The following is a 13,386-nucleotide window of genomic DNA, read 5'->3' on the forward strand; positions in this document are numbered from 1 at the left end:
ATTCGGCGCGAGCGTCGTGAAAGGGTAGGGTGCGATTTTCGGCCGCGCTGCGCTGAGCGCCGTCAAGAGCGTCGATTTTCCCGCGTTCGGAAGTCCCACCAGGCCGGCCTCCGCGACCAGCCTGAGTTCCATCCGAATCCAGCGCTGCTCGCCCTGCGTGCCCGGAGTTGCGATTCGCGGTGAGCGCCGCGTTGACGACGTGAAATGCATGTTGCCGCGCCCGCCCTCGCCACCTTTCGCGATCACCGCGGTCGTGCCCGGCATCACGAGGTCCGCGAGCGTCTCGCCCGTGGCGTCATCGAACACGATCGTACCGGCCGGCACCCGCACGAGCACGTCTTCCGCCGAATGCCCGTACTGCTGCTTGCCGCGCCCAGCCTCGCCGTCCTTCGCGATCACGCGCGGCTGGTACTTGAAATCGAGCAGCGTCGAGAGTCCTTCATCAACCTGGAATATCACGCTGCCGCCGCGCCCTCCGTCGCCGCCCGCGGGACCGCCGAAGGGCCGAAATTTTTCGCGCAAAAATGCGATCGCGCCGTCGCCACCCTTGCCGGCGTGGACGAAAACTTTGGCTTCATCGACGAATCGCATGATGGTGCCGCGAGTATATCAGCCGCGCCGATGATTTCCGCGTCATCCGACCACGTCATCCTGAGCGATCGCAATCGCAGAATGGCCCGACACTTCAGCTCTCGCGTTCTGCTTCCGTGTCATCCCGAGCGAGCGTAGCGACGAGGGAACCCGGCTCCGAATTCTTCGTTCTCACTCAGCAATGATCGCCACCTTTGCCGTCGGGTGCTCCTTCCGTGCCATCCCCCATTTTACTAACAGCGCGTAGCGCGCATCTTATCTTATCGCGATTCGGCCCTGCGGCCCGAAGTCGGCTTCGCGTCACCCCAGGAAGCTGCCCCTTCGAGGCTCAGGGTAAACTCCACCCGCGAGGGGTTTCGGATCTCCGACTCTTTCCTTTCTTTGTGCGCCGCTCTACAGGCACATCTCCGCCAGCGCGCGCACCGCGTTGATATCGCCGGTCCCGATCAGCATCGTCTTCACCGGCGACGCCTTCCACGCCTTCAGCCGATCGCCGATTCGCTCGCGATTGCCCACCAGCGCGACCTCGTCCACCAGCTTGTCCGGCACCAGCGCGATCGCTTCGGCCTTTTTGCCTGCGAGATACAGGTCCTGGATTTTCACCGCCACCTCTTCGTAGCCGAGGCGCTTCGCATAGTCGTTGTAAAAATTTTTGCCGCGCGCGCCCATCCCGCCGATGTACAGCGCCATCATTCCCTTCACCGGCATCCGGCATTTTTCGAGGTCGGAGCCCATCACGCACGTGACGAACGGCGCGACGTCGAAATTGTCGAAGCTCTTGGCGCCGCCGGCCTTCGCGAAGCCTTCCTTCGCCGGCTTCTCCCAGATGTCCCAGCGCTCGGGATTCATCCACACCGGGATCACCCCGGCCGCGATTTCCGCCGCCAGCGCGATTCCCTTCGGACTGATCGACGCGGTGTAGATCTCCATGTCCTTGCGGCCGTGCAGGATACTCTTGAGCGGCTTGCCGAAGCCCGTCGCTCCCGGTCCGGTGTACGGGATGTCGTATTCCTTGCCGTGATGCTCGACGGGAACTTCGCGCGCGAGAATTTTGCGCACGATGTCGATGTACTCACGCGTCCTCTGCAGCGGTTTGCCGTAGGGAACGCCGTGCCATCCCTCGACCACCTGCGGCCCCGATGGTCCAATTCCCAGGATGAATCGCCCGCCTGACAGCGCATCGATCGTCATCGCCGTCATCGCAGTCATCGCAGGAGTTCGCCCGGGCATCTGCATGATACCGGTGCCGAGCCGGATTTTTTTGGTGAGCGCCGCGATCCATGAAAGCGGCACGATCGCATCGGAGCCGTATGCCTCCGCAGTCCACACCGAATCGAAGCCGACTTTCTCCGCCTCGAGAATCGTGTCCATCGGCAGACCCATCGCCGCACCCGAATAGCCGGAAACTAAACCTAGTCGCATCGCAGATTCCTCCCGCGCGCGGAAATGGCCGCGGCGCGTGTTTCGATCATGAAGCGTCGAAAAACAAAAGCCCCACGGCGCACCGCGGGGCTTCATTCAAACTTGCCGGCTACGCAAACTTACGCAGGCGCCCCAACCGATTCGACGCTCGGCGGAAGCGGCTCGACGCTGACCTGCCGCTTCTCTCCCTTCGGCTCGTACTTAACCACACCGTCGATGAGCGCGTAAATCGTGTAGTCGCGCCCGAGTCCGACGTTGCGCCCCGGATGCACCCGCGTGCCAAGCTGCCGGATGATGATATTGCCGGCCCTGACGGTTTGCCCCGCGTATATCTTGATTCCGCGACGCTGCCCCGGACTGTCGCGGCCGTTGCGCGTCGATCCTTGTCCTTTCTTATGCGCCACGGAATTTCTCCCTGATTTAAGCAGTCGCTCGCGACCGCGATTGAATGCTAAGTATCGCCTGCGTCTATGCGCCTGCGGAAATTTCCTCGATCTTCAGCACCGTCAATTCCTGCCGATGCCCGCGTTTGCGACGATAGTTCTTCCGCCGCTTCTTCTTGAACACGATCACTTTCGTGCCGCGCGGTTGCTGCACGATTTTCGCCGTGACCGACGCACCCGCGACGGTCGGAGTGCCGACCTTGGGCGCTTCACCGCCCACTGCCAGTACTTCATTCAGCGAGATCGCGCCGCCCACCTCGCCGACCAATCGCTCGACCGTTATCTGGTCGCCGACGCCGACGCGGTACTGCTTTCCACCTGTCTTAACTATTGCGAACATTTACCTTTACTTGAATCCGCCAAGCTATCGGACCCATCCGAGCGTGTCAACGCAGCTCGGCCGGGACGCGGATTTCTTGCGATCTCCTAGTCGATCCCCAGGCGTTCGCGGCCTTCGGGCGAGATCATTTGCGGCGTCCACGGCGGATCCCACACCAAATCGACGTCCGCCTCCGACACCCCCGGCAGCGTCATGATTTTGTGCCGCGCATCGAGCGCGATCGACGCGCCCATCCCGCAGCCTTGCGCCGTCAACGTCATCTTGACTTCGACCCGCTTGGTGCCGTCGGTCTGGTCTTGCACTTCCATCCCGTACACCAGGCCGAGATCGACGATGTTGACCGGGATTTCCGGATCGAAGCAGCTCTTCAACTGCTCCCACACCATCGCCTCGAGGTCGCCGCCACCGACCGCCGCGCCACCCGCATCTTCCGGATTCTTGCCGAGCGCGTCGGCATCCTTGCCCGCGATTCGGAACAATCCGCCATGCGCCGGCACCTGCACGGTGAACGTCCCGCCGAGCGATTGCGTGATGAACGCCTCGATCCCTTTTTCCAGCACCGTTTTGATGCCGGCCGGGATCTGCACGCCCTCGCAATCGCGCGCCAATTCAATTCGTTCCATCGACATATTTCCTCTATCCTGGACCTTTCATTGTAGATCGCCGCCTGGTCACAAGCCATACGCCTGATCGTGCGACTCGCTCGTTTGGCCGCTCGCGATGCGTTGTGAAATATTGATTCGACACGCGGAATAGGAGGGCTCTCCAATGCCGACCTACGTAATTTTCTTCCATCTCACGCACCAGGGTCTCGACCATCTGCGCGGCTCGCCCGATCGAGTCGATGAAGCGAAGAAAACATTTCATCAGCACGGCGCCAAGGTGAAAGATTTCTACTCGATGATGGGCCAGTACGATTCGATGTTCATCGTCGAGGCGCCCAACGAGGACTCGCTCGCGCAGGCAATCCTGACGTTGAGTGCGCAGGGCAATGTCCGCACCGAATCGCATCGCGCGTTCACCGAGGACGAGTACCGAAAAATCATCAAGGCCATTCCGTAACGTCATCGCGAGCCGGCGCGACCGAGATGCTTCGAGCCTTCGGCGTAGCTGAGACTGGACAACCGTTGTCACTCAGCGGCGTTGCCGATCCTCGATGCCCCTGCTAATTCACAGCGTTGAGGGGTGGGATGTGTCGGAAGCAGCGGTAATCCCGGGCGCGAATCAGCGCGATTTCGGAATCTCGGCGAAACAAAAGCTGTACGAATTTCTGCGCGCGCGCCCAGCCGGCGCCGATTCCGCCGAACTCGTCGGCCTGCTCTTAAGCGGTGCGGGATCGGACCCGGAACTCGGCGCGCGCATCGTCCGCCAGATGCTCGCCGGCGATCCGAATTTCATCTTCGATGCGGACACGGCGCTCTGGTCGCTGCAACAAAGCGATCGATTGCGCGTTCCGCTCGACGAAGCGGAATTTGTGGTCGTCGATTTGGAGACGACCGGCGGAGCGCCGGGTCCCGGCACCATCATCGAAATCGGCGCGTATCGGATGGTCGGCCGCCGGATGACCGAATCGTTCCAGTCGCTGGTGCGCCCGCACGGATCGATTCCGCGCTTTATTTCGAATCTCACGTCGATCACCGGCGAGATGGTCCGCGATGCGCCTCCGATCGAGCAGGTGCTGCCGGCATTTCGCGACTTCCTCGGCGACCGCGTGATGGTCGCGCACAACGCGAGCTTCGATTTTTCTTTTCTCGATTTCGAGTTCCGCCGCATCTTTGGAATCGGATTGCCGAACCCGCTGCTCTGCACGCTCCGGATGTCGCGCCGATTCCTGCCGTCGGTGAAACGGCGCCGGCTCGATTTGCTCGCGGAACATTTCGGGCTCTCGCAGGAAGGACGGCATCGCGGACTCGGCGATGCGCGCATGGCCGCGGAGATTCTTTCGATCTTTCTCGAGATGGCGCCGAAGATGGGCATGACGCGGCTCGACCGCCTGCTCGACGATCACAGCCGCGGTATCGCGCGGCGCAGAATCGAGCGTCACGTGCCTGAGGAAGTTATCGCGGCGCTCCCCACGACTCCGGGCGTGTACCTGATGCGCAATGAGCGCGGCGACCTGCTCTATATCGGCAAGGCGCGCCGCCTGAAAGATCGCGTCAGCTCGTATTTCACCTCGTCGGTGAATGCGAAGACCGCGGAACTGATCTCGCACGTTTACAAAATCGAGACGCGGCCGACGCGCTCGCCGCTCGAAGCCGCCCTCGACGAAGCGCGGATGATTCGCGAGCTGAAGCCGCCCTACAACCGGATGCTCAAATCCGCCGCTCCCGCCTACTTCATCAAGCTCGACATGATGGACGAATTTCCGCGCCTGATGATCGCGCTTAGGATGAGCGCGCGGCGCGGCCTGCTGCAACTCGGCCCGTTCATCGGCCGCCGCAGCCTCGATCACTCGGTGCACGCGCTGTCGCGCGTGCTCGGGCTTCGCACTTGCTCCGGCAAGCTTCAGCCCGACGAGGATTTCTCGCCGTGCATCTACGGCCAGATGCATCATTGCACCGCGCCGTGCAATTTGAGTATCGACGCGGACGGTTATGCCGAGCGGGTGCGCAATGCGGTCGCGTTTTTGCGCGGCCGCGGCGGCGCTCTGCTCGGCGGTCTCGCCAAGGCCCGCGATCAGGCCGCATCCGCGATGCGTTTCGAGGAGGCCACCCGCTATCGCCGCGAACTCTCATTGCTGACGACGCTGGCGCATCGCGCGTCACGCCTTAGCCAGGTGGTGACCGAGAACAATCTCGTGATCGTGACCGGCGAGGGCTCCGATCGGGCAGCGCACGTCGTGCTAGCGGGCCGCCTCGCGCTCACCCGAATGCTTGACGCGCCGGAATCAGCGCGCGAGGTCGTCGCCTTCATCGCGGAGAACCATGAACGATACAAACTGAAGCCGGTCGAGCGCGGCGAACTCGAGGCGATGAGCATCGTCGCGCGATGGCTCCGCGAGCGCGCCCCCGCCGAAGGCCGCCTGATCTATCTGAACAGCCCGATTCTCGACCCCTCTGCGCTAGCGTCCTGACGGTTGTCACAAGGTCCCAAGGGTCATAGAATCAGATAATCATGAAATCTGACATTTCGGCGACGGATGCCGCACGCCGCTTCTCCGAATTGCTGAACCGGGTGCGCTATCGAAACGAAAGTTTCGTGGTGAAGCGCGGAGGCGAGCCGGTCTGCGAAATAGTTCCAGCGCGGCCCGCGACGATCAGCGGGCGTGAACTGGTCGAATTGTTGCGGACTCTTCCGCATCCTGACCGCGAATACGGGAAGGTCGTCGAAAAACTGATCCGCAATCAGCCGCCATTTGAGAAGTCGCGTTGGCCACGTTGATCGACTCCAGCGTTTTCATCGACGCCGAGCGCGGAAACCTGAGTTTCGAAGATATGCTTGCGCAGTTAGCGGATGAAGAGGTCGCACTTTCCGCGGTTACCGCGTCTGAACTGCTGTACGGGTGGCATCAGGCTCGTAATGCAGCGCAGCGAACACGTCGTAGCGCCTACGTTGAAGGTTTGCTCGCGCGACTACCGACGGTGCCCTTCGACCTGACCATCGCGCGCGTGCATTCTGCGCTTACGGCCGGACTGGATCGCACCCGCAGGAGAGTTGGCGCCCACGACGCGATGATCGCCGCAACCGCGTTGGCTCTCGACTACCGCGTCGCGACGCGAGATCTCCGCAGCTTCCCGCGCATCCCGGGACTCAAGACTCTGCTGTTGTAGAGTGCGCCGCGTCCCGTCATTCCGAGCGCAGCGAGGAATTCCGGATCCGGGTTCCCTCGTCGCAAGGCTCACTCGGGATGACACGGAACGACCCACTCCGTCATCTTGAGCGGAGGCTGCCGGAGTCGAAAGATCTCGATGTTCGACATATGCGCCGCATTCCAAGACGAACCCGCTACGATCGATTCCCCCCACGACATTCTGAAGCGACGGCTGCACAGCAGAAGAATCCCGGATTTTTTACCCTGACGCGCGATCCAGCACCTCATCGCCTCGGCGCTGCGCTCCTCGGCCGCCTCTCCCGCAAAAAAGCGGGCGAGGTATCGGGCGGCAGCCTCAGCTCAAGGTGCCAGCTCCGCTCACGATTACGGAAGAGTCGCACCGCTGCGGATCATGCAGAACCTCTATCGTTTAGCAGTATTGCGCATACTTCTAACAGCGCGTAGCGCGCATCTTAATTTTATTGCGATTCGGCCCTGCGGCCCGAAGTCGGCTTCGCGTCACCCAGGGGAGCGCCCTTCGAGGCTCAGGCTAAACTCCACCCGGGTGGAGTTCGCATCCCCTTTCTTCATCCCGACAGATTTGCTTTGAACAACTTGAGCGTGCGCTCCCACGCGTCTTTCGCCTCCCCAGGGGCGTACACATCGGTGCGCGTATCGTTGAAAAATCCGTGCGAGCATCCGTCGTAAACTTTCACTTCGCCCGCCTTGCTGAATTTTTTCAGCGCTGCGGCGAGCCGATCGACGTCTGCGCGCTGAATCCATCCGTCGTTCTCGCCGTATGCGTAAAAGATCGGACACCCGAGATCCCTTAACTTCTCGTCGCTCGGGATCTCGCCGTAAAACGGCGCCGACGCCGATATCTCTTTGCTCTCGCACGGCAGCAGCATCGCGTAGCTGCCGCCCATGCAATAGCCGGTCACGCCGATCCGCGATTGCTGCGTCTGCTTCTGCGCGCGCATCCAGGTCAGCGTCGATTTCAGATCCGCGATGCCGTCTTCCTTTTTCAGACCGCCCATCAGTTCGGCCGCGAGATTCGGCTCCGCAGCGACCTTGTTTCCCTGGCGCGAATAAAGATCCGGCGCGATCGCAAAATATCCTTCGCGCGCAAAACGCCGCGCGACGTCGCGGATATGATCGTTCAGCCCCCACCATTCCTGGATCACGATCACCGCAGGGCACGGTCCGCCCCCCGCCGGTTCCGCGATGAATGCCTTGATCTCGCACGCCGCGCCCTTGTAACTCGCCTCTCGCGTCAGGATGTCCGGAGATGCCATTTCCGTTTACCTCTTCTTTGAATATTCTCGCGTGCGCGATTTATTCCGCTGCCGATACCGGGATGAAACCCACCGTGCCGTTTTTCATCTTGATCTGCAGGAACTCGCCCGTGATGCCGGTGACGTGCACATACTTTTTGCGGCGGACCTGTCCGATCGCGTGGCTGGTGACGTCCGGATTTTCGTAAACCGACGAGTTCTTGGTCAGCAGAAACAGCTTGTTGAGCGGTTTGATCTTCGCCGGCCCTCCGGACGTGGACGCCGTCATCGTCGATGGCGCCGTTGCCGCGACCGGCGCCGGCGGCACGGCCGCAGCGGGCAGCAACTTCGCGTCGATTGCCCTTACCTGGTCGTATTCGACGTTGGCTTCGGCGGACCGGCCGGGTTCCGCCGCGAGCAGATTGCCGAGCGCCAGATGCGCCTGCGCATCCTTGGGAACGAGCCCGATCGCGGCGCGAATTTCAGCTTCCGCTTCCATCAATTTGCCCTGCTTGCGCAATGCTTCGGCCAGTTGCAGATGATGATTCGGGCGCTCCGGCTCGAGGATCACCGCGGCGCGGAACTGATTCTCCGCCGATCCCATCTGATTCTGATCGACGAACAGATTTCCCAGCACCACGTGCGTCGCGGCGTTTTTCGGATCCGTTTCGAGCACCTTCATGAACTCGACCTGGGCCGGACCGGCCTTATGCTCGAACACGTACAGATTGCCGAGCGCGATATGCGTCCGCGGATCGTTCGGCGCAACCTTGATTGCCTCGAGATAAGCGGCTTCCGCCTCCGGCAACTTCGTCGCCTGCATCGCGGCGTCGCCCTGAGCGAGGTAGTCATCGGCGTTCTTTCGATGGCATCCGGCCACCGCCAGGAAAACTGCGGCCAGCGCGATCATTCTAATTTGCCAGGTCAGATTGGTCCGTCGTTTCGTCAGCATCTCAACTCCTTCGGCCTTCCACCCGGCTCTTCGATGGCGGTAACCGTTGCAAGCACGTTCTTCGATCATGTTGGATTGGCGGTCTGAACCATGTCAAGCCGGACTGCTCGCGCGCTGCGCCATCGATCGATTCACCGTTTTAATGCGCTCGTGCGGTAGGTTATAAGTTACCCCGTGCGCTCGATTCTTATCGCAGCCAAGCAACTCGAACTCGCCAAGACGCGGCTCGCCAGCGTATTGCCGCCCGGCGAGCGGATAGCGCTGGCCGACGCGATGTTTCGCGACGTACTCGCCGCCGCGACGCGTTCGCGCATCGCAGATCAGGTCGCCGTCGTGAGTTCCGATCGCAGGCTGCTCGGCTACGCGCGCGATGCCGGCGCGCTGCCGATCGATGAGGAATTTCCGCGCGGCCTCAACGCCGCCGTCGCGCTCGCGAGCGCCGTACTCAAGGTGCGCGGCGCCAACACCGTATGCACCGTGCTGTCGGATATCCCGCTGACCACTGCCGATGACATCGACCAGGTGTTCGCTGCGATGCCGTCCGGATGCGGCGCGGTGCTGGTCCCATCCGGCGATTTCTCCGGCACCAACGTGATCTGCCGCTCGCCCGCCGACGTTGTGGCGACTCATTTCGGCCGGATGAGCCTGCTGCGCCATCTCGACGATTGCCGCACATCCGATCTTCCAGCTAAAGTGCTGCGACTTGCCCGGCCTGCGCTCGACCTGGACGTCATCACGGATCTGATCGAGTTCGTTCGCGCCGGGTCATCCACCTACACGCATAATCACTTGGCTCGCCTCGGGATTGCCGACCACTAAGAAAAACTGGACCGAATGTCGATCGTAATTCTGATTGAGCGCCTCGGCGCCCTCGTCCTCGACGGCATCCTCCAGTTGGGTGCGTTCGTCCTGTTCCTGCTGAACGCGCTCTTCTACGCGATCGTGCCACCGTACAAGCCTCGCTTGCTGATTCGCCAGATCCGCAATATCGGCGCGGACTCGCTGTTCCTGATCGTTCTGATCGCCGCCTTCACCGGCATGGTGCTGGGCCTGCAAGGCTACAACGCACTGCATCGTTTCGGCTCGGATACCGCCCTCGGCACTGTCGTCGCGCTGATCCTCGTGCGCGAGCTTGGCCCGGTCCTCGCCGCGCTGATGATCGCCGCTCGCGCCGGCTCCGCGATGGCGGCCGAACTCGGCTCGATGCAGGCGACGGAGCAAATCGACGCGCTGACCGTGATGGCGATCAACCCCATCCAGTACCTCGTCTCGCCGCGAGTGCTGGCGGGAATCGTGGCCTTTCCCTTGCTCACTTCAATCTTCGACGTGATCGGAATCTGGGGCGGCTATGTGATCGGCGTCGATTTGCTCGGCGCTCCCTCCGGCCCGTACTTTAATGGAATCGCATCCAACCTTGTTTCGCACGACATCGCGATCGGCCTCTACAAGGCGCTGGTTTTCGGCGTGGTCGTGATGTGGGTATGCTGCTACAAAGGTTACTATGCTGAGCGGATGGCGACCGGCGTAAGCCGTGCCACTACTGAAGCTGTAGTGTTGTCCAGCGTGTTAATACTTGCTTGGGACTATTTTCTTACTTCGGTATTATTGTGATCGAACACCAATCAACATGAGCGATCAAACGACGAATAACGACGGCAGCAACGCGATCAATGTCCGCGACCTGCGCCGTCGCTTCGGCCAGCAACAGGTTCTCGACGGCGTCACGCTCGATATTCCCGCCGGTCAGATCACCACGATCGTCGGACCGAGCGGATCGGGCAAAACCGTCTTTCTGAAGCATCTGAATTTGCTCCTGCGGCCCGACTCAGGCCAGATCGTGATCGATAAAATCGACGTCACCCGGCTCCGCGGCGCGGCGGTCAACGCGGTGCGCGAGAAATTCGGGATGCTCTTTCAGGCCGGTGCGCTGTTCGACTCGATGAGCGTGTTCGACAACGTCGCGTTTCCGCTGGTCGAGAAAACCGACATGGCGAGATCTGAAATCGAGCATCGCGTGCTGGAAACTCTGAAAGCCGTGGGCCTCGAAGGGATGGAGCGCAAATATCCCTCCCAGATGAGCGGCGGGATGCAGAAGCGGGCGGCGCTCGCGCGCGCGCTCGTCCGCCGGCCCAAAATCCTGATGCTCGACGAACCCACGACCGGGCTTGATCCCAGCCGCACAGGTGCTATTCACGACTTGATTCGCCGCACCCAGAAAAATTTCGAGCTGACGGCTGTGATGGTGAGCCACGATGTGCCAGCGGTGTTTGAAGTATCCGATCGGGTCGCGTTTCTTCATCGCGGCAAGACTCATCTAAACGGCGCCGTGGACGAAGTGATGGCCGCCGATGACGACGTATTCAAGCGCTTCCTCGCGGGCAAGGCTTCCGGCGACGAGAATGAAGCCCTCGCGGGCTGAATAAGGACTATGTACGCAAGCCGCACCACTCAATTCATCGTCGGGATCTTCGCTATCCTGGGAATAGTCGCGCTCGCGATTCTCTCCTTCTCGCTTGGCAAGATTTCGCTGGTCGAACAACCGGGGTACACGCTTTACGCCAATTTCGATAACATTGCTGGCTTGAAAACCGGCAATCAGATCGAACTGGCCGGCGTCGAGATCGGCAAGGTCGCCAAAATCGGCCTGCACGACGCTCGCGCGCGGGTCGCTTTGCGCATCCAGAAAGGCGTCCAGATCGACAACGACGCCATCGCCGGCGTCAAGAGCGCCGGACTGCTCGGCGACAAGTACGTTTCGATAGCGCTTGGCCCCGGCGATAAAATACTCAAGGACGGCGACATCATCCGCGAGACGCAATCGTCATTCGTGCTCGAAGATGCGATCGGCCAGGTAATCAACAATATCGGCAGCGGCGGCGGCAGCAAGGAATCCGAGCAGGGTGCGGACAAGAGCCCGCCTGCCGAAAAGCCCGCCCCAACCGCGAAGGAAAAAGGTAAGTAGTCAATCGAGCAGGTCTATGAATACGCAATCTTCAAACTCGCCGCGGTTCCCGAGGTCGATTAATCCGCGTGGCGCAACGCTGACGCTACTCCTGATACTCGTCGTCGCCACGATTCTGCCGATAGCATCCGCGCGCGCCGCCGTCGATCCGATCACCACGGTGCAGAACACCGTCAATCAGTCCTTGACCGTGCTCCGCGACAAGCAGACGCCGCTCGCGCAGCGCCAGGATCAACTTCGCAGCATCGTCGCCGGCACTTTTGAATTCACCGAGATGGGCAAATCCGCGCTCGGCTACCATTGGCGCCAAATCACGCCCGAGCAGCAGAAAGAGTTCACCTCCGTTTTCGTGTCGTTTATCCAAGACTCCTACCTGAGCAAGATTTCCGATTATCGCGGGCCCGATTACCAAGTAAATTTTCTCGGCGCCCGCAGTGACGGTCCCGGGTTCGCGCAGGTCAACACCGATATCATTCGCGCGGGCAAGGATCCCATCCACGTGAACTACCGGCTGCAGAAGCAGGGCGACGAATGGAAGATCTACGACGTCACGGTGGACGCGATCAGCATCATCGCGAACTACCGCAATCAATTTAACCGCGTCATGAATAACCAAGGATACGCGACCCTGATCAATGACCTCAAAGGCAAGCAGGCGTCGCTCGCGGCGCGGCTCGCCACCCGCTGATTCTTCATCGATCGAGCGAGCGTTGCGAGGCCGCTCAGGTTGTGGAATCCTGACCGATTCATGAGTAAGATAACGCGCTAATCGCACAGGACCTACGGCGGCTCGATTCACCTCGCGGGTCGAAACCGCCACGGAGATCAAAATGACTCGTTGTCCGAAACCAGCCGGAGATGCCGGCGCGCTCCGAACGCTTGTCGCAGCGTTGATCATCGCGGGCTTTAGCTTTGCCGCGCCGGCCCGCGCCCAGAATGCTGCCCCGCTCGGAACTCCTCAGCAACCGTCTGCGTCCGCGCCGCTTCCCGGCGAGAACAACCAGGGCGGCTACGACGATCCGCTCGCGCCCTTCAACGAAAAGATGTTCACCTTCAACCTGAAGCTCGACGACTGGATCCTGCGTCCCGTCGCCAGCGGCTATGCCGCGATTGCGCCCCAACCGGTCCGCGAAAGCGTCGGCCGCTTCTTCGAAAACGCCCGCGTCATCCCGCGCTTCGCCAATAACCTCTTCCAGCTCAAGCTGGCCGAGGCGGGAGGCGAGGTTGCGCGCTTCGGAATCAATTCCACATTGGGCGTCGTCGGACTGTTCGATCCCGCCGACGAATGGTTCGGCATCAAGGAGCATCCCAACGATTTCGGACTCACGATTCGCTACTACGATATCCCGACCGGGCCATACGTGATGCTCCCGGTCCTCGGGCCTTCGACGATCGGCGACGCGATCGGCATCGCCGCCGACGGTGCGATGGATCCGATCAGCTACTTCGTCCCGTTCTACGTTTCGATCGCAGTCAGCGTCGGCCGCAAGGGCATCGACGCGGTGAACTACCGATCACTGCATCTCGACCTGTTCGAGCAGGCCGATCGTTATGCGATCGATCTGTACGGCGCGGTTCAGGATGCGTACCTGCAAACCCGCATGCATGACGTAAAGGTCCTGCACGAAGAGCGATGGTAGCCTGATCGCAG

At 61.2% G+C, this 13,386-nt stretch carries 17 protein-coding genes; 10 read left to right on the top strand and 7 right to left on the bottom strand.

The window, feature by feature from the left end:
• From cgtA to Q7S58_RS19295, 5 genes are all read right to left on the bottom strand, one after another.
• On the bottom strand, nt 1–591 hold a 591-nt coding region (gene cgtA / locus Q7S58_RS19275; protein WP_304829889.1), incomplete at its 3' end, for an Obg family GTPase CgtA.
• Nucleotides 592–984: 393 nt separating this feature from the next.
• Entirely contained in the window at nt 985–2,013 is a 1,029-nt protein-coding gene (locus Q7S58_RS19280; protein ID WP_304829892.1) for an LLM class F420-dependent oxidoreductase, read from the bottom strand.
• 119 nt (nt 2,014–2,132) lie between these two features.
• A complete protein-coding gene (gene rpmA, locus Q7S58_RS19285; RefSeq protein ID WP_304829894.1) occupies nt 2,133–2,417 on the bottom strand; it encodes a 50S ribosomal protein L27 in 285 nt (94 codons plus the stop codon).
• Nucleotides 2,418–2,481: 64 nt separating this feature from the next.
• Nucleotides 2,482–2,796 carry a 50S ribosomal protein L21 gene (gene rplU, locus Q7S58_RS19290; RefSeq protein ID WP_304829897.1) on the bottom strand — a complete coding sequence of 105 codons (315 nt, stop codon included), beginning with the start codon at nt 2,794–2,796 and terminating at the stop codon, nt 2,482–2,484.
• Between the two features lie 86 nt (nt 2,797–2,882).
• Entirely contained in the window at nt 2,883–3,425 is a 543-nt protein-coding gene (locus Q7S58_RS19295; RefSeq protein ID WP_370655554.1) for an iron-sulfur cluster assembly protein, read from the bottom strand.
• 139 nt (nt 3,426–3,564) lie between these two features.
• Between Q7S58_RS19295 and Q7S58_RS19300 the strand changes: the two genes are divergently transcribed.
• The 4 genes from Q7S58_RS19300 to Q7S58_RS19315 all read left to right on the top strand — a co-directional run bounded on the left by Q7S58_RS19300 (nt 3,565) and on the right by Q7S58_RS19315 (nt 6,566).
• Nucleotides 3,565–3,858 (top strand): GYD domain-containing protein, encoded by a 294-nt coding sequence (locus Q7S58_RS19300; protein WP_304829903.1) that lies wholly within the window; start codon nt 3,565–3,567, stop codon nt 3,856–3,858.
• A 94-nt stretch (nt 3,859–3,952) separates the two neighbouring features.
• A complete protein-coding gene (locus tag Q7S58_RS19305) occupies nt 3,953–5,869 on the top strand; it encodes an exonuclease domain-containing protein (protein ID WP_304829905.1) in 1,917 nt (638 codons plus the stop codon).
• Between the two features lie 41 nt (nt 5,870–5,910).
• A complete protein-coding gene (locus Q7S58_RS19310) occupies nt 5,911–6,177 on the top strand; it encodes a type II toxin-antitoxin system Phd/YefM family antitoxin (protein WP_304829908.1) in 267 nt (88 codons plus the stop codon).
• A complete protein-coding gene (locus Q7S58_RS19315; RefSeq protein WP_304829911.1) occupies nt 6,165–6,566 on the top strand; it encodes a PIN domain-containing protein in 402 nt (133 codons plus the stop codon). The genes Q7S58_RS19310 and Q7S58_RS19315 overlap by 13 nt, the downstream gene beginning before the upstream one ends.
• Before the next feature lie 568 nt (nt 6,567–7,134).
• Here Q7S58_RS19315 and Q7S58_RS19320 read toward each other — a convergent pair.
• Together Q7S58_RS19320 and Q7S58_RS19325 are read right to left on the bottom strand one after the other, a co-directional pair.
• The gene (locus Q7S58_RS19320; protein ID WP_304829914.1) at nt 7,135–7,842 is read right to left on the bottom strand and encodes a dienelactone hydrolase family protein; all 708 of its coding nucleotides are present in this window, start codon (nt 7,840–7,842) and stop codon (nt 7,135–7,137) included.
• A 40-nt stretch (nt 7,843–7,882) separates the two neighbouring features.
• Nucleotides 7,883–8,773, bottom strand: coding sequence for a tetratricopeptide repeat protein (locus Q7S58_RS19325; protein WP_304829917.1), 891 nt, complete (start codon nt 8,771–8,773; stop codon nt 7,883–7,885).
• A 174-nt stretch (nt 8,774–8,947) separates the two neighbouring features.
• On the opposite strand from Q7S58_RS19325, the gene cofC reads away from it, so the two are divergent.
• From cofC to Q7S58_RS19355, 6 genes are all read left to right on the top strand, one after another.
• The gene (cofC, locus tag Q7S58_RS19330) at nt 8,948–9,592 is read left to right on the top strand and encodes a 2-phospho-L-lactate guanylyltransferase (RefSeq protein ID WP_304829920.1); all 645 of its coding nucleotides are present in this window, start codon (nt 8,948–8,950) and stop codon (nt 9,590–9,592) included.
• A 15-nt stretch (nt 9,593–9,607) separates the two neighbouring features.
• Nucleotides 9,608–10,384 carry an ABC transporter permease gene (locus Q7S58_RS19335; RefSeq protein WP_304829924.1) on the top strand — a complete coding sequence of 259 codons (777 nt, stop codon included), beginning with the start codon at nt 9,608–9,610 and terminating at the stop codon, nt 10,382–10,384.
• A 16-nt stretch (nt 10,385–10,400) separates the two neighbouring features.
• On the top strand, nt 10,401–11,192 hold the full coding sequence (locus Q7S58_RS19340) for an ABC transporter ATP-binding protein (protein WP_304829927.1): 792 nt from the start codon (nt 10,401–10,403) through the stop codon (nt 11,190–11,192).
• Between the two features lie 9 nt (nt 11,193–11,201).
• Nucleotides 11,202–11,735, top strand: coding sequence for an outer membrane lipid asymmetry maintenance protein MlaD (locus Q7S58_RS19345; protein WP_304829930.1), 534 nt, complete (start codon nt 11,202–11,204; stop codon nt 11,733–11,735).
• A gap of 16 nt (nt 11,736–11,751) precedes the next feature.
• Nucleotides 11,752–12,423, top strand: coding sequence for a phospholipid-binding protein MlaC (locus tag Q7S58_RS19350; RefSeq protein ID WP_304829934.1), 672 nt, complete (start codon nt 11,752–11,754; stop codon nt 12,421–12,423).
• Nucleotides 12,424–12,565: 142 nt separating this feature from the next.
• The gene (locus Q7S58_RS19355) at nt 12,566–13,375 is read left to right on the top strand and encodes a VacJ family lipoprotein (RefSeq protein ID WP_304829937.1); all 810 of its coding nucleotides are present in this window, start codon (nt 12,566–12,568) and stop codon (nt 13,373–13,375) included.
• Nucleotides 13,376–13,386: the final 11 nt, after the last annotated feature.

It is taken from the genome of Candidatus Binatus sp. (assembly GCF_030646925.1).
In the GTDB taxonomy this organism is placed as follows: Bacteria; Desulfobacterota; Binatia; order Binatales; family Binataceae; genus Binatus.